This is a genomic window from Olivibacter sp. XZL3 (genome assembly GCF_004368405.1).
GTDB lineage: Bacteria > Bacteroidota > Bacteroidia > Sphingobacteriales > Sphingobacteriaceae > Olivibacter.
This window is the reverse complement of sequence record NZ_SBJH01000011.1, coordinates 47,453-64,627: the sequence shown is the minus strand read 5'-3', so window position 1 is coordinate 64,627 and position 17,175 is coordinate 47,453. Positions and strand designations below refer to the sequence as shown.

Genomic DNA, 17,175 nt, shown 5'->3' with positions numbered 1-17,175 from the left:
TTAACTGATCTATAAATCTATACACTTATGAAACTGAAACGTTACGCATTGATCTACCTCATCGTTTGGGGGTCAATTACTTGTTTTTCCTTTTGTAAATCGGAGTCGGAATCCCATACTTCGGATGCTGAGCCGTTGGTGCTCGTTTTCTCGAAAACGACCGGGTTTAGACATGACTCCATTGAAAAGGGGGCGGAAACCATCGAAGAACTTGGCAAAGAGAATGGCTTTGCTACAGAACATACAGAAGATGCTTCCGTTTTTACAGAAAATAATTTGAAAAAATATAAGGCAGTTGTTTTTTTAAGTACAACAGGCGATATCTTAAATGATGCACAACAAACGGCTTTTGAGCATTATATACAGCAAGGAGGTGGATTTGTTGGGATCCATGCAGCAGCCGATACCGAGTATGATTGGCCTTGGTATAATAAATTAGTGGGAGCGTGGTTTCTGAGTCACCCGAAGCAACAGGAAGCAACGATTATGGTGTTAGACAAAAACCATCCGTCCACCGAACATTTAGCAGATTCGTGGCGCCGGTGGGATGAATGGTACAATTATAAGGATATAAATCCAGAGGTTCAGCTATTGATGAAGCTTGACGAGTCGAGCTATACAGGTGGTGAAAACGGGGCTAATCATCCCATTGCTTGGTATCATGATTTTGACGGCGGAAGAGCCTTTTATACAGGGCTAGGGCATACCAAAGAAAGTTATGATGAGCCAGACTTCCGAAAGCACCTATTGGGAGGCATTGCGTATGCAATGGGGCAATAAGATAGTAAACAGTAGCACCGGCAGTGGCGAGGTATATGGTTTAATAACCTTATATCAAATACTCGAATAGGGTTTGATCGGTATTGACCTCTTTGAAATCGAAGCGGTGTTGACGCATGCGGTTTAACAGCGCTTCGTAATCTGCTGCTTTTTGTAGTTCGATACCCACCAATGCTGGGCCTCTTTCACGTTCGGTTTTCTTTATAAACTCGAATCGGGTGATATCGTCATGTGCTCCGAGCACGTCGTTTACAAAGAGTTTTAGTGCGCCCGGGCGTTGCGGAAAGCGAATAATGAAATAATGCTTCAGGCCTTCGTATAGCAGCGAAAGCTCCTTGATCTCGGCCATTCGATCGATATCGTTATTACCTCCGCTGATGATGCAGACCACTTTCTTTCCTTTTATGTCTTCTTTGCAAAAATCCAAGGCCGCTACAGACAAGGCGCCGGCGGGTTCAACAACAATTGCGTCTTCGTTGTATAGTTTCAAAATAGTGGTACACACTTTTCCTTCGGGAACCAACACTACTTTTTCCAGTACCTCTTTGCAGAGAGGGAAGGTGAGCTGGCCAATTCGTTTGACGGCCGCCCCGTCTACGAAACGATTGATCTCTTCGAGGGTGGTCGGTTTATTAACTTTCAAGGCTTCGGTCATGGATGGAGCGCCTGCCGGTTCGACACCCAAAATTTGGATTTCACGGTTTTGACTTTTCAAATAGTTTCCTACACCGGCGGCAATCCCACCTCCGCCTATAGGGATGATAACCAGATTAACGTCCGGTTGATCTTCCAGTATTTCTGCGCCCACGGTGCCCTGTCCTTCTATGATGCGGTAATCATCAAAGGGAGGAATGAAGGTCATATTATTAGCGGTTGTATAGGAGAGAGCTTCTTGCAAGCAGTCGTCAAATGTGTCGCCGGTGAGCACAATCTCTATTTGTCCGTTCCCAAACATGGCGGTTTGGCTTACTTTCTGTTTAGGGGTGATTTCTGGCATAAAAACAACTCCCTTAACGCCTAGCTTGTTGCAGGAATACGCGAAACCTTGCGCATGGTTGCCTGCACTGGCACAAACAACGCCGCGTTTGAGCTGATCATCGGTGAGTGAGCTCACCATATTGTAGGCTCCCCTGAGTTTGTAAGACCGTACCACTTGTAGATCTTCTCGCTTAAGGTAAACCTCACAGGCGTATTTTTCTGATAACCTGGGATGATAAACCAAGGGTGTGCGGTTGATTACTCCGCTTAAACGGTCGGCCGCTGCTTTATAATTCAATGCTAAGTCCATTTTGAAAGGTAAAAATAAAAAGAAGATATCAGCAAGAAGTCAGGTAAGCGACAACGGGCTGATATCTTCTCGGTCTCAAAGTTAAATATTAGCGGCTAACCAGTCGCCAACCTCGCTGGTTTTATAGGCCTTATTGCTTTTGCCAGCTAAATCTTCTGTCACAATTCCTTCCGCGAGCGATTTATTTACGACTGCACGGATGGCGGCGGCCTCCTCTTTTAAATTAAAGGCATCTTCAAACATCATGGCTGCAGAAAGCACCGTAGCCAGTGGGTTGGCAATGTCTTTTCCCGCCGCTTGTGGATAGGATCCATGGATCGGTTCAAAAAGAGAGGTGTGAATACCGATAGAGGATGAGGGCATTAAGCCCATTGATCCCGAAATAACCGAGGCCTCGTCTGTCAAAATATCGCCGAATAGGTTTTCTGTGATGATCACGTCATAAGCGCTTGGCCATTGAACCAGGCGCATAGCTACTGCGTCCACAAATTCGTAGCTCACTTCTACTTCCGGAAAATCTTTTTCCATATCCTGTACGGTTTCTCTCCACAAACGGGAGCTTTCCAACACGTTGGCCTTATCTACACAGCACAGCTTTTTACGGCGGCCCATAGCCATTTCAAAGCCTAGTTTGGCGAGGCGCTTGATCTCCTCCCGGGTATAGGTGCAGGTATCGAAGGCAGTATCGCCGTTATCTTTGCGGCCTCTTTCACCAAAATAGATTCCTCCGGTCAATTCGCGCAGGATTACTAAGTCAGTACCCTCGATGCGCTCGCGCTTTAACGGAGAGTTGTCGATCAAAGACGGGAATGTAAAAGTCGGACGAACATTGGCAAATAGGCCCAGCTTTTTTCGCATTTTAAGCAAACCTTGCTCAGGCCGCACGGTGGCTTTGGGATCGTTGTCAAAGCGCGGATGGCCGATGGCGCCGAATAAAACGGCATCTGCTGCCATGCAGACTTCGTGCGTTTCCTCTGGATAAGGTTCTCCCACGGCCTCTATTGCCGCAGCTCCGGTTAAAGCAGCTGTCCAGTTAATATCATGGTTAAATTTATTGGCTACTGCGTTTACAACCTTTACGGCCTGATCGATAACTTCGGGGCCGATTCCATCTCCTGCTAGAAGAGCGATATTCAATTTCATAGTGTTAATTAAAAATTAAAAAGTCAAAACCCCGAAGGGCTCATTGATGCCTTATTAAAATAAGCAAGACATCAATAATTAAAAAGTAAAAAAGCCTGTCAGGCGTGCCGGTTTTACATCTAATACCTAAACGCCAACTGTTAACGCCTATCAAAACCTACTAACCACTCCTACAAAACTTTCCTATCAAAGTAAAAAGCTTGCCTCCCGTAGGGACGATAACAATTCAACAGTTGCGAGTTGCCGGTTGCCAGTTGCCTGCATTTGGTAAACTATATAGGTACTCACAACGCACAACGCGTAACCGGCAACTATTGATATCATTAAATAATATTCAACATCTTTTGTGTTGCTTTAATCGCGCAAACCGTTTGATCGGAATCCAAGCCGCGGGTAGCGAAGGTGCGATTTCCCACTTCCCATGTAATCACGGTTTCGCACAAAGCGTCCGAGCTACTTCCAGGAGCGATTCGGACGTTATAGTCAATCAATTTGGGTAGCCTGAGGTTCTTCTTTTGATACACTTTTGCCAAAGCTTTCATAAAAGCATCGAACTGACCGTCGCCCTGCGCATGCTCTTCCATGATCTTGCCATTCATACATACCGCGATGGTGGCCGATGGACGTAGTCCTTTGGCATGTGTTAAAACGTAGGATTCTACCTTTACTTTCTCTTCGTACAAATTGCTGTCGAGTACGTCAGAAATAATGTAAGGCAAATCGTCTTTGGTAACCGTTTCTTTCCGGTCGCCCAATTCGATAACCCGCTGCGTAACCTTTTTGAGATCCTCGTTGTTGAGCTTTAAGCCGAGCTCTTGCAGGTTCTTTTCAATGTTCGCTTTGCCCGAGGTCTTTCCGAGGGCATATTGGCGTTTTCTGCCAAAACGCTCGGGGAGAAGATCATTGAAATAAAGATTGTTTTTATTGTCGCCATCGGCATGAATGCCCGCTGTTTGCGTAAACACGTTTTCGCCGACAATCGGTTTGTTGGCGGGAATTCTCACCCCCGAAAAAGTTTCGACTAACTTACTTACTTTATAAATGGCGGCCTCCTTCACAGCAACCTCAACATCGGGAAGAAAATCGTTTATGACGGCTACTACACTGGCCATAGGCGCATTACCTGCTCTTTCCCCCATCCCATTGACGGTTAGGTGCAAGCCATTTGCTCCGGCCTTTACCGCTTCCAGCACATTGGCCGTGCCCAGGTCGTAGTCGTTGTGCGCATGGAAGTCAATATGTTGATCCGGATATTTTGCCTTTAATTCGGATATATATTGAAATGTTTGAGCGGGTGTTAACACGCCTAAGGTATCGGGAAGCAGAATTCGTTTTATGGGTTGTTCACAGAGGAACGCGAGATACTGATGTACGTATTCCGGCGAATTTTTCATGCCATTACTCCAGTCCTCCAGGTAAACATTCGTTTCGATCCCTTCCTTGTCTGCCGAAGCAATAATTGTTGCGATCTCTGAGAAATGTTGTTCCGGCGTTTTCTTTAGCTGATGCGTAAGGTGGTTTAAGGAGCCTTTGGTCAGCAAATTCTGTACTTTCACGCCTGCCTTCAACATCCAGTCGATAGAAACGCCTTTGTCGACAAAGGTTAATATTTCAATAGCGTTGAGATGTCCGCTCGCCTGCGCCCAGCTGCTTATTGCTTTCACTGCTTCGAACTCGCCCTCCGATACGCGCGCAGAGGCAATTTCAACGCGGTCCACATGCAGTTCTTCCAAGAGCAGTTGGGCAATGGTTAGTTTCTCTGAAATAGAAAAAGACACACCCGACGTTTGTTCGCCGTCGCGCAGCGTTGTGTCCATTATTTCTATTTTCCTTTTCATTTATTTTTAATTAAAAATTCAAAAGTAAAAATTCAAAAAGTCTGTCAGGCGTGCCGGTTTTACATCTAATACCTAAATGTCAACTGTTAACGCCTATCAATACCTACTAAAACTTCCCTGTCAAAGTAAAAAAGCTTGCCTCCCGGAGGTGCCATTACCTCTGCAACTGTCGCCGCTACGGCAACGGCTACCGTTACTATTTTATCGCTCGCAATTGACAACCCACAACTGGAAAATTAAAACGGCAAGGTCGATGCGAAAGTCTGAATCTCTCCTTTAATATTCTGCAAGTAATCGATATCGTCGAAGCCATTGGATAGGTTGTCCTTTTTATAGGGACTGATATCAAATGATTCCCGTTCGCCTGTAGATAAAAGGGTAATGCTTTGCTCTGGAAGGTTCACTTCTAACTGCGTTTGCGGATCGGCAAAGACAGCGCTAAAAATCTTTTCCAGGAATTCCGGACTTACCTGCACCGGTAGTACCCCGATGTTAAGGCAGTTGTTCTTGAAGATATCAGCAAAGAAGCTGGACACTACGCAGCGAAACCCGTAGTCGTATACGGCCCAAGCAGCATGTTCACGGGAAGAGCCGGAGCCGAAGTTTTTTCCGCCTACCAGAATTTTGCCGCCATAAACTGGGTTGTTTAACACAAAATCGCTTTTAGGGGTATTGTCGGAATTATATCGCCAATCGCGAAATAAATTGTCGCCAAAACCTTCTCGTTTAGTGGCTTTAAGAAAGCGTGCCGGTATAATTTGATCGGTATCCACATTCTCGATAGGAAGGGGCACCGCTGTACTCGTTAATATATTGAATTTATCGTAAGCCATAAAAAATTAAATTAAAGTTCTTGGATCAGTAACAACGCCGGTAACAGCTGCGGCTGCGGCAACAAGGGGGCTGGCGAGCATGGTTCTTGCGCCCGGCCCTTGGCGTCCTTCGAAGTTTCTATTCGACGTACTGACCGCATATTTGCCAGCCGGTACCTTATCGTCGTTCATGGCTAAACATGCAGAGCATCCTGGTTGGCGTAAGGTAAAGCCGGCTTCTGTCAGAACATCCAATAAGCCTTCTTTTTTAATCTGCTCCTCTACGATATGCGATCCTGGAACGAGCCATACGGTAACATCTTCTGCCTTTTTCTTTCCTTTAACCAAAGAAGTAAAGGCCCTGAAGTCTTCAATACGTCCGTTTGTACAGCTACCTACAAAAACGTAATCTACTTTTTTACCGATCATGGATTCACCTTCGTGAAAGCCCATATAGCCGAGCGATTTTTCGTAAGTGGCCACACCACCTTCGATTTCAGAAGCATTCGGTATATGATTGGATATGCCGATTCCCATACCTGGGTTGGTCCCATAGGTAATCATGGGTTCAATGCTGCTTCCATCAAAGGTAAACTCTTTATCAAATACCGCATCGCTGTCCGTTTTCAGGGTTTTCCAATAGGCCATCGCTTTATCCCAAGCTTCGCCTTTAGGCGTAAATTCCCTATCCTTGATGTATTCAAAAGTCGTCTGATCGGGCGCGATCATTCCACCGCGCGCACCCATTTCAATACTGAGGTTGCAGACGGTCATACGGCCTTCCATGCTCATCTTTTCGAAGACTTCGCCCGCATATTCCACAAAATAGCCGGTAGCACCGGATGTGGTTAACTGGGAGATGATAAAGAGGGCCACATCTTTCGGAGTAACCCCTTTGTTGAGCGATCCGGTTACATTGATGCGCATTTTTTTAGGCTTCGGCTGCATGATGCATTGTGAGGCCAATACCATTTCGACTTCTGAAGTTCCGATACCAAAAGCAATGGCGCCGAAGGCCCCATGAGTAGAGGTGTGCGAATCGCCGCAGACAATAGTGGCACCGGGTTGTGTAATGCCGTTTTCGGGGCCGATAACGTGAACAATCCCATTTTTCTGATGGCCGAGGCCCCAGTGTCGGATACCGTAGTTATTGGCATTTTCTTCCAACGCTTTTAACTGATTGGCAGAAAGCGGATCCGCCACCGGAAGGTGTTGGTTGATGGTAGGGGTATTATGGTCGGCCGTAGCAAAGGTACGTTCAGGATATAGCACTTTAATGCCACGGTTTTTTAAACCTAGAAAGGCTACCGGACTGGTAACCTCATGGATTAAATGACGGTCGATAAATAACACGTCGGGACCTCCCTCTATCTTCCGTACTACATGTGAATCCCACACTTTATCAAATAACGTCTTACTCATTTTTATTTAGTTAGATTTTGTTTTTTTGTTGTTTAGTGTCTCAAATTTTTTTCGATTCATCATATCAGATTTCTCGCTCCATTACATATCGCTCGAAATGACGATAAGGATGTCTTATTTACACAAACTTATTCAATGCATCCAAGTAAGCATTCGCAGAAGCTCTTACGATATCTGTACTGAATCCGTATCCCATGTACGACTGATCGTCGTGAATGACACGCATATCCACTTTGCTTACATCATCACTTCCTCCGTGAATGGAATGGATATTGAATTCTTTGATTTCATTGTGACTTCCGATGATACTTTCGATTGCTTTAATGGTAGCGCTGACAGGCCCGTTACCGGATGCCGTTGCTTCCTGCTCTGTACCTTTGTAGTTTAGTTTAATAACCGCTTGAGGATCGCTTTGATCGCCGGTGATAACCTGTAGCGAGCTGATTGTAACGCCGTTTTTAAAGTTCGTTTCTGCTTCGTCTCCCATCAGGCGTAACAAATCGTCGTCTTTAATTTCTTTCTTTTCATCGGCCAATACGAGGAAACGCTGGTAAGTCTGATCCAAATCAATGCGTTCAATCGCGTAGCCCAGTCGTTCTAGGTGATGTTTAAGCGCATGCCGGCCACTACGGGCGGTCAGGATAATTTCCGATTGATCTATACCAACATCTTCCGGATTGATAATTTCGTAATTTTCGCGGTGTTTAAGTACACCATCCTGATGAATGCCGGAGCTATGTGCAAAGGCGTTACGTCCAACAATAGCCTTATTGGGCTGCACAGGCATACGCATCATCCGGCTTACCATGGCACTAAGCGGATATAGTTGTTTGGTATTAATATTCGTCTGGAATTGGAGCGTTTGGTAATGCGTTTTCAGTGCCATTACCACCTCCTCTAAAGAGGTATTGCCGGCGCGTTCGCCGATGCCGTTTATTGTACATTCTACCTGCCGAGCGCCGTTTTGAATTCCCGAAAGACTGTTAGCGGTAGCAAGACCTAAATCATTGTGGCAATGAACGGAGATAATCGCTTGATCAATATTCTTGACATTTTCCTTTAGGAAGCGGATTTTAGCGCCGTATTGTTCGGGCAGGCAATAGCCGTTAGTATCAGGGATGTTCACAACCGTTGCGCCGGCAGCGATTACTGCTTCAATCATTTGAGCCAAATACTCATTGTCTGCTCTTCCGGCATCTTCCGCATAAAATTCGACATCCTCCACAAATTGTTTGGCATATTTCACCGCTTCCACAGCGCGTTCGAGAATGGCCTCACGGGTACTGTTAAATTTGTATTTTATGTGCATGTCCGAAGAACCGATACCCGTGTGGATACGGGGGCGCTTCGCATATTTTAAAGCCTCTGCTGCACAATCGATATCGCCTTTATTTGCACGCGTGAGCGCACAAATGATGGGTTCTCGGACAGCCTTTGATAATTCAACCACACTTTGGAAATCACCTGGACTGGATATAGGAAAGCCCGCTTCGATAACATCTACCCCCAACGATTGCAGTGCCTCGCCAATAATGATTTTTTCGGGTGTAGTAAGTTGCGAGCCTGGAACCTGTTCTCCATCACGCAGCGTGGTGTCGAATATGTATAAGTGATTAGGGTTATGTAACATACTGGGTGTTTTTTATTTCTCTTGTGTATTATAGGATAGCGGTTGTCTGTTCTACTATCTTTTGTATTGTTTTTACTGCACCTTTCTCTAGTACTATTTTATTGTCCAAACAGCTAGGTAATTGTGTCTCATAGTGACCGACATAAATCAATGTTTTTCCAAAGCTACAAAGTTCATCGACAACCGTATTGAAATGTTCGGTCTGCGCATGATCCAGTCCTTGACAGGGTTCATCCAATATCAAGAGTGATGGATTTTTAATAATAGTTCTGGCCAATAAAACGAGGCGCTGTTTGCCTAATGGCAGCGAGGTCAACAGTCTGTCTTTATCGGCTGTAAGCTCAAAGAAATCCAGGAGTTGCGTCACCTTCTGTTGCTGCTCATAGCTCAATTGTCGGAATAAGCCGATACTGTCGTAAATACCGGAGGCGATTGCTTGCCAAACCTTTGCCGTTTTATCAAAGTACCAATGTAACTCGGGCGATACGATGCCTAAGCGTGCCTTAATATCCCAGATGCTTTCTCCACTTCCCCGCTTTTTGCCAAAAAGATGAATTTCATTTGCATAAGCTTGCGGATGATCGCCGTTTATAAGGCTTAACAAGGTGGATTTTCCCGAGCCGTTATGTCCCTGAAGAAGCCATTTTTCGCCTTTGCGTACAGTCCAGCTGATATTCTTTAATACTTCTTTTTCTCCATAGCGAACATGGATATTTTCCATGTGAACCAATACGTCGGCAGCTTCCTTTGCCTCTTGCTGTAGGAAATAAGGCAAGGGCTTTTGTTTACGCATCTCCTCTTTGGATAGATGGTGAATGGATGGCAAACGTTTTATTTGTCCGTTTTCAATTTCCGCAAACCGGTTGATACAGCGGGGTATGTTTTCATCATTTGTGATGAGGACCAAGTGTACCCCTGCTTCGACGAGTTCCTCCAAAAACCGATTCAGCTTGTCGCGCGACGCTTTATCCAGTCCGGTATAGGGCTCGTCAATAATCAACAGTTGTGGTTTTAGCCAGAGCGCTCTTATCAATTGCAACTTTTTATGCTCACCGCTCGACAGCTCAATAAGCTGCGTGTTCTTGAAATCGATAAAGTCAAAAAGGCTTAAGTACTTTTCGACTTCTTCGAAGGCTAGGTTTTCCTCTTTGGAATAATGCATTAACTCAGCATATACCGTTAAGGTATCGTTTCGTTGTTGCTTGTTGTAACGCTGTTGATAATAAAAGTTCCGGTCGCCTTCCAGATTTGTAAACTGATACCAGTTAGACACATATAAGGCTCTTGCGGGGAGGCTGGAAGATTCACTGAAAAAGAACTGCATGTCACCGCTTGTTTTTTCAAGTCCAGCCAGTGCCTTTCCCAGTGAACTTTTTCCGGAACCGCTTTTTCCTCCAATAAGCCAATGCTCCCCCGGAAGGATTTGCCAATTTAGCTGATCCAATACAACATGATGTGCATATTGAAGACTCAAATGGGTAATATGGACGACGGGATTAATCATAGCCTACTGGGCTGAGTGCCTTTTTAATGTAATATCTTTGTTCTGTGATGCAAACTTATATAAATTGCTTTTTATATACAATCAAGCCTTTTTTAGTACTGTAAAGCGCAATTTGAAATGGGACAGTTTAAAAGCTGTTACTCGATATCGGCCAAAAGACGACCAAGTCATGCTTTTTTATGCTGTTTTAATGGCCTTCATCGCCGTCATTGCTTTTCGTAATACTGCGCCTACTTTTTCTACAGGATGGTTGCGGATGGCATCATTAACCGCAATTAATTCCTGATTGTCAACCGCTCCATCTTTTCCTTCGTTGTAGTTTTTTCCGATGATATCGGTATCCACAGTTTTCATGAAATCAGCTAATAGCGGTTTACAAGCGTGATCGAATAAATAACAGCCATATTCAGCCGTATCCGAAATGACGCGATTCATTTCAAATAGCTTTTTACGGGCGATGGTATTAGCGATTAACGGTGTTTCATGTAAAGATTCATAATAAGCTGACTCCGGTTTAATGCCTGCTTCTACCATGGTTTCGAAGGCCAGTTCCACGCCGGCTTTAATATAAGAAACCATAAATACCGCATGATCAAAGTACTCTTGTTCTCCAATCTTGACATCGCCGGCAGGCGTTTTTTCAAAGGCTGTTTCACCTGTAGCGGCGCGCCAAGCCAATAAGTTTTTGTCGCCATTGGCCCAGTCTTCCATCATGGTGCGGCTAAATTCGCCACTCATGATATCATCTTGATGTTTTTGGAATAGGGGACGCATGATGGTTTTAAGCTCTTCGGAAACTTCAAAGGCCTTAATTTTGGCTACATTGCTTAATCTATCCATCATTGCCGTGATACCTCCTTGTTTTAACGCTTCCGTAATGACTTCAACACCATATTGAACAAGTTTTGAGGCATAGCCTGGTTCGATTCCTTTTTCTACCATTTTGTCGAATGATAGGATAGAACCCGTTTGTAAAAGTCCGCATAAGATCGTTTGCTCGCCCATTAGGTCCGATTTTACTTCAGCCACGAAAGACGAACGCAGTACGCCTGCTTTGTGGCCACCAGTGCCTACGCAATAGGCTTTGGCTTCCGCTAGCCCCTTACCTTGTGGATCGTTTTCGGGGTGAACCGCAATGAGGGTAGGTACACCGAAACCACGTAAATATTCAGCTCTCACTTCTGAGCCCGGGCACTTCGGTGCAACCATAATCACGGTGATGTCTTTGCGGATCTGTTTTCCTTCTTCAACAATATTGAAACCATGCGAATAAGACAGTGTAGCACCTTCTTTCATTAAAGGCATAACGGCATCAATGACAGCAGAGTGTTGTTTATCAGGCGTTAAATTGCTCACGAGATCAGCCGTTGGAATAAGTTCTTCATAGGTGCCTACCGTGAAGTTATTGTTGGTAGCATTTTTCCATGAGTCTCTCTTCTGATCAATCGCTTCTTTTCGGAGGGCGTAGGAAACATCCAGCCCGCTATCCCTTAAGTTGAGCCCTTGATTTAAGCCTTGAGCACCGCAACCTACGATGACGATTTTTTTACCTTTTAATGCGCTCACTCCATCTGCAAACTCGCTAATGTCCATAAATTCGGCGACGCCTAATTGATTCAATTTCTCTCTCAGTGGTAGGGTGTTAAAATAATTTGCCATTGTTTTATCTAATAATGTTTATCTTCTATTGTGTTTGTTGTTTTTTTATTGCTCTTCGTTGTGCCTGTGCATAACCGAAATGGAGATTGTCGTGGCCAACGGATGTCACCAGTACGGATTCTATATCCTGCAGCAATGCACCATAAGTGGCGGTCTGATAAGCCTGAACGTTTTGAAATACGCCTGCCTTATAGTCGTCCTCAATTTGCTGAATAGTACTTAAGCTCAGCTCTTTTAATGCTTCGACTTCGGCCGCCTCCACAAAATATGTCGGCTTAGAACCTTTTTCGTAGGTGCCGACAAATTTTACACCGGATTTATCCGTCCAAATGCCTGTACGCACATAGCTCAGCGTTTGGGTACTCACTACGATATGTCCGAAGTTCCATATGATGTTGTTGTTAAACCCTTCAGGAATCTGATTTAATTCGGCTATGGATAATCCATCTAGCAGTTCGATGAAAGCCTTGCGGGCGTCGATGATAAATTTAAATACAGTCTCCATAGCGCTTACATGGTAAATACTTTATCCTGTTTATTGAGGTATTCATTTTCAACCACCTCTTCTGCTGGCTCAGCTTGTTCAAACTGCTTCAATTTTTTATGGAATCCTTCACTGTCCTTAATGATGGCAATGCGCGCACTTCTCACAAATTCAATTAAGTTGTACTCCGCCAAAGCCTCTGTAAGCTTGTCAATTTCCTCCCGATGTCCGGCGGTTTCAAAAACGGTGTAATCATTTCGGATTACGACCGCATGTGCGCCATATTCACGTAATAAACGTTCGATGGGGGCCTTTTCTGTCACGATACTTGTAGGAACCTTGTACAGCGCCTGTTCTTGCCAAATAACCTCATCGTTGGTATTGTAATAGGTTTTCAATACCTCGACTTGTTTTTCAATTTGCCTGCACAGTTTGCGCACCACTTCCTCCGATTCGGTAATTACAATGGTGAAACGGTGGATGCCATGTACCTCTGAGGGAGACGTGTTTAAGCTCTCAATATTGATTTTACGACGAGAGAATATGATGGCAATTCTGGTGATCATGCCGATGCTGTTCTCTGTGTAAACGGTGATGGTATATTCTTGTTTTTCCATTCTTTTAATTCAAAAGGTAAAATTCAAAAGTTAAAAACTAGGCAGCTTTGTTTTTTAAGACAATGGTTGCAAGGATCTTTGCTATCTCTTCAACTTCTACCACCAAAGAATCTGTTTTATTTTTATCTATGTTTAATGTTGGTCAAAGATTGAAGAAAAAGTCATATCAAATTTTGTGTCTTTTACAAACAAAACAATCTGTTTCGAAAAGAGAAATGTCCTTTCCTTTATATCATATATTTTGTTGACTCCAAAAGACATTTTTTCACTTTTACCATCCCTAAGGGGAACTTTTTATTTTTGAATTATTGATGTCTTGGTTATTTTAATAAGGCATCAATGAGCCCTTCGGGGTTTTTACTTTTTATTTTTGACTTACTTTAGTCTTATTTCACTCACACTACTTCCTTGCGGTACCATTGGGAAAACATTGTTTTCTTTGCCAACCATGACCTCTAAAAGGTAAGCGCCGTCGTGGTCTAGCATTTCCTGCAAGGCCTCGCGCAGTTGGGCGCGTTGATCGACGCGTTTTCCGGGAATGTAGTATCCCTTAGCTACGGCTACGTAATCGGGGCTTGTGATATTCACAAAAGAGTAACGTTTATCATGGAACAGCTGTTGCCATTGACGTACCATACCTAAGAATTGGTTGTTTAGAATCAGGATTTTAACCTTCGCGCCGAATTGCATAATGGTGCCCAATTCCTGAATCGTCATTTGTATGCCGCCGTCACCGATAATGGCAATCACATTGCGTTCAGGCGCACCATACCAAGCGCCTATGGCCGCTGGAAGACCGAAGCCCATAGTGCCTAAGCCACCAGAGGTTACATTGCTTTTCGACTGTTTAAAGCGTGCATAACGGCATGCTACCATTTGGTGCTGGCCAACATCGGTTACGAAGACCGCGTCGTCATGTGTTAATTCGTTCAGTATATTGATCACTTCGCCCATGGTCATCTCGCCTTCCTCTGGTTGCAGCTCGCTGTTGATGACTTCTTTCACCTCTTCTTGTTCGAGCGTGCGGAATTTTTCTAGCCATTCTTGGTGTTGATTGGCTTGAACTAACTCGGTGAGTAAAGGCAATGTCTCTTTACAATCGCCCCATACCGGTACGGTAGCTTTTACATTTTTGTCGATCTCAGCCGGATCGATATCTAAATGAATGATTTTGGCTTGTTTTGCATATTTATCTAAGCGCCCCGTCACCCGGTCGTCAAAACGCATACCGATGGCAATGAGTACATCGCACTCGTTGGTTAAAACGTTTGGAGCATAATTTCCGTGCATCCCCAGCATTCCCACATTTAAGGGATGTTCTGTTGGTAAGGCGCTTAAGCCCATAATCGTCCATGCAGCAGGAATCCCTGTTTTTTCTATAAAAGCTTTAAACTCCTGTTCCGCTTTGCCGAGAATGACGCCTTGACCGAAAAGGACAAAAGGCTTTTTTGCTTGGTTGATCAATTCGGCCGCTTGCGCGATATATTCTTTACGAATGATGGGCGCAGGGCGGTAGCTTCTTACATGATTGCAAGAGGTGTAGCCCTCGTAATCAAATAATTGTAACTGTGCGTTTTTTGTAATGTCGATCAGAACGGGGCCAGGACGACCGGTGCTCGCTATATAGAATGCCTTTGCAATGGCCGCTGGAATTTCGCAGGCGTCGGTTACCTGATAATTCCATTTTGTTACGGGTGTAGTAATATTGATCACATCGGTCTCCTGAAAGGCATCGGTACCTAGTAGATGTGCAAAAACTTGCCCTGTAACACATACAAGGGGGTTGCTGTCGATCATGGCATCAGCCAAACCGGTAACCAAGTTTGTTGCGCCCGGGCCGCTGGTTGCAAATACTACGCCTGTTTTACCGGATGTGCGGGCATAGCCCTGTGCGGCATGGATACCACCTTGCTCATGACGCACCAATATATGTTTCAGTCGATCGTTGTAATCATAAAGCGCATCATAAATAGGCATAATTGCGCCTCCTGGATAACCAAATATAGTGTCTGCACCCTCCGCAATAAGTGCTTCCAATACGGCTTGAGAGCCTGAAATCTTTCTCGTTTTTGCCTTTTCCTCTAGCGTCGCTTGAGGTGCGTCTTTCGTTACTTCGAGCGTATTCATATCCTTTTTGTTATGGGTTGTTTGTTACTCGTTATTTTTATTAGTTGTCAGCTTTCAGTCGTCGCTTGTCAGCCGCCCTGCGCGTGCTGACATTGCTTTTATTCATCCGTTACGCAACCTTCAGCGGCATTAGAAACGGTCTTAGCATATTTATACAGTACTCCTTTGCTGACTTTCAAGCTGGGTTGTTTCCAGTTACGTCTCCTTTCAGCGATGATTTCCTCTGAGACCTTTAGCGTAATGGTATTATTGACCGCATCAATCTCGATGATATCGTCGTCTTCCACCAAACCGATTAATCCTCCTTCGTAGGCTTCCGGTGTGATATGTCCGACTACAAAACCATGTGTACCGCCGCTAAAGCGTCCATCCGTGATCAGCGCTACCGATTTACCCAAACCGGCACCTATAATAGCCGAAGTCGGTTTTAGCATTTCGGGCATTCCCGGAGCTCCTTTAGGGCCTTCGTTTTTTATAACCACAACATCACCTGCTTTCACTCTGCCATTGGCGAGGCCGGCTACTAGATTCTTTTCGCCGTCAAACACCCGTGCGGGCCCTTCAAAGCGTTCTCCTTCTTTTCCGGATATTTTGGCAACACTTCCCTTTTCCGCCAAGTTGCCATATAAAATCTGTAAATGCCCGGTAGCTTTGATCGGGTTGTCGAGGGTTTGCACGATATGCTGGTTCTTCATGTTGATGGGCTCCACGTTTTCCAGATTTTCCGCTAAGGTTTTGCCGGTAACCGTGAGGCAGTCGCCATGAAGCAAACCCTCATTTAATAAGTATTTCATCACGGCCGGCGTGCCACCGTGTTGATGAAGATCTTGCATCAGATATTTACCGCTTGGTTTGAAGTCCGCTAACACGGGGGTTGTATCGCTCATCCGTTGAAAGTCGTCCTGCGTAATTTCAACACCTATGCTTTTACCCATCGCAATAAAATGCAATACCGCGTTGGTGCTGCCTCCCAGGATAATGATGACACGTAATGCATTTTCAAAAGCCTTGCGGGTCATAATATCGGAGGGCTTAATATCCTTTTCCAAAAGAATACGGATATATTTACCTGCTTCCAGGCACTCTTTTCTTTTTTCTTCACTTACAGCAGGATTAGAAGAGGAGTAGGGAAGACTCATTCCCAAAGCCTCAATGGCAGAGGCCATGGTATTCGCGGTATACATTCCACCACAGGCGCCCGCGCCGGGACAGGTATGTTTGATGACTCCTATAAAATCTTCCTCACTAATGGTTCCTGCTATTTTCTTTCCAAGTGCTTCGAAAGCCGATACAATGTTTAAATCCTCTCCCTTATAATGCCCCGGGGCAATCGTTCCGCCGTATACCATGATCGATGGACGGTTAAGTCTTCCCATGGCCATAATAGATCCCGGCATATTTTTATCGCAACCTGGGATAGTAATGAGGCCATCGTAATATTGCCCCCCGCAGATAGCTTCGATACTATCGGCAATAATATCGCGGCTTACCAGCGAATAGCGCATACCATCTGTTCCGTTGCTCATCCCGTCACTCACGCCAATGGTGTTAAACACTAAACCAACGAGGTCACTGTCCCATACGCCTTTTTTGACTACTTGTGCCAGGTCGTTCAAATGCATGTTACAGGTATTGCCATCATAGCCCATGCTCGCGATCCCGACTTGCGCCTTATTCATATCTTCGTCGGTAAGGCCGATGCCATAGAGCATGGCTTGGGCAGCAGGTTGTGTCTTGTCTTGTGTAAATACCTTGCTGTATTTGTTTAGTTCAGTTTTTTGTTCAGTTAGCATGTCGCTTTTGATATATTGTTCTCTGTTATTTGCTTGTAAATATTACTGATCGGCTTTGCCTTGTTTTTTACAGGTTTT

The 17,175-nt window shown here is 44.8% G+C and carries 13 protein-coding genes; 1 reads left to right on the top strand and 12 read right to left on the bottom strand.

Annotation, left to right across the window (positions count from 1 at the left end):
- Positions 1-27: 27 nt before the first annotated feature.
- Positions 28-780, top strand: coding sequence for a ThuA domain-containing protein (locus EPX21_RS05120; RefSeq protein ID WP_134088598.1), 753 nt, complete (start codon positions 28-30; stop codon positions 778-780).
- Positions 781-829: 49 nt separating this feature from the next.
- Here the strand turns inward: EPX21_RS05120 and ilvA are convergent, their stop codons facing one another.
- The 12 genes from ilvA to ilvD form a co-directional block, all read right to left on the bottom strand.
- Positions 830-2,068 (bottom strand): threonine ammonia-lyase IlvA, encoded by a 1,239-nt coding sequence (gene ilvA, locus EPX21_RS05115; protein WP_134088597.1) that lies wholly within the window; start codon positions 2,066-2,068, stop codon positions 830-832.
- Between the two features lie 81 nt (positions 2,069-2,149).
- Complete coding sequence (leuB, locus tag EPX21_RS05110; RefSeq protein ID WP_134088596.1) at positions 2,150-3,211, bottom strand: 3-isopropylmalate dehydrogenase; 1,062 nt, start codon at positions 3,209-3,211, stop codon at positions 2,150-2,152.
- A 323-nt stretch (positions 3,212-3,534) separates the two neighbouring features.
- Positions 3,535-5,049, bottom strand: coding sequence for an alpha-isopropylmalate synthase regulatory domain-containing protein (locus tag EPX21_RS05105; RefSeq protein ID WP_134088595.1), 1,515 nt, complete (start codon positions 5,047-5,049; stop codon positions 3,535-3,537).
- Positions 5,050-5,285: 236 nt separating this feature from the next.
- A complete protein-coding gene (gene leuD, locus EPX21_RS05100) occupies positions 5,286-5,882 on the bottom strand; it encodes a 3-isopropylmalate dehydratase small subunit (protein ID WP_134088594.1) in 597 nt (198 codons plus the stop codon).
- Between the two features lie 6 nt (positions 5,883-5,888).
- Positions 5,889-7,283 (bottom strand): 3-isopropylmalate dehydratase large subunit, encoded by a 1,395-nt coding sequence (gene leuC / locus EPX21_RS05095; RefSeq protein ID WP_134088593.1) that lies wholly within the window; start codon positions 7,281-7,283, stop codon positions 5,889-5,891.
- A 118-nt stretch (positions 7,284-7,401) separates the two neighbouring features.
- Complete coding sequence (locus EPX21_RS05090; RefSeq protein WP_134088592.1) at positions 7,402-8,913, bottom strand: 2-isopropylmalate synthase; 1,512 nt, start codon at positions 8,911-8,913, stop codon at positions 7,402-7,404.
- Positions 8,914-8,941: 28 nt separating this feature from the next.
- Positions 8,942-10,417, bottom strand: a complete 1,476-nt coding sequence (locus tag EPX21_RS05085; protein ID WP_134088591.1) for an ATP-binding cassette domain-containing protein — start codon at positions 10,415-10,417, stop codon at positions 8,942-8,944.
- Between the two features lie 177 nt (positions 10,418-10,594).
- Positions 10,595-12,076, bottom strand: coding sequence for a ketol-acid reductoisomerase (ilvC, locus tag EPX21_RS05080; RefSeq protein WP_134088590.1), 1,482 nt, complete (start codon positions 12,074-12,076; stop codon positions 10,595-10,597).
- Between the two features lie 25 nt (positions 12,077-12,101).
- Positions 12,102-12,581 (bottom strand): DinB family protein, encoded by a 480-nt coding sequence (locus tag EPX21_RS05075; protein WP_134088589.1) that lies wholly within the window; start codon positions 12,579-12,581, stop codon positions 12,102-12,104.
- Positions 12,582-12,586: 5 nt separating this feature from the next.
- The gene (gene ilvN / locus EPX21_RS05070; RefSeq protein ID WP_134088588.1) at positions 12,587-13,177 is read right to left on the bottom strand and encodes an acetolactate synthase small subunit; all 591 of its coding nucleotides are present in this window, start codon (positions 13,175-13,177) and stop codon (positions 12,587-12,589) included.
- Positions 13,178-13,552: 375 nt separating this feature from the next.
- Positions 13,553-15,304: a biosynthetic-type acetolactate synthase large subunit gene (gene ilvB, locus EPX21_RS05065; protein WP_134088587.1), complete on the bottom strand. Its 1,752-nt coding sequence runs from the start codon at positions 15,302-15,304 to the stop codon at positions 13,553-13,555.
- Positions 15,305-15,402: 98 nt separating this feature from the next.
- A complete protein-coding gene (gene ilvD / locus EPX21_RS05060) occupies positions 15,403-17,097 on the bottom strand; it encodes a dihydroxy-acid dehydratase (protein WP_134088586.1) in 1,695 nt (564 codons plus the stop codon).
- Between the last annotated feature and the right edge of the window lie 78 nt (positions 17,098-17,175).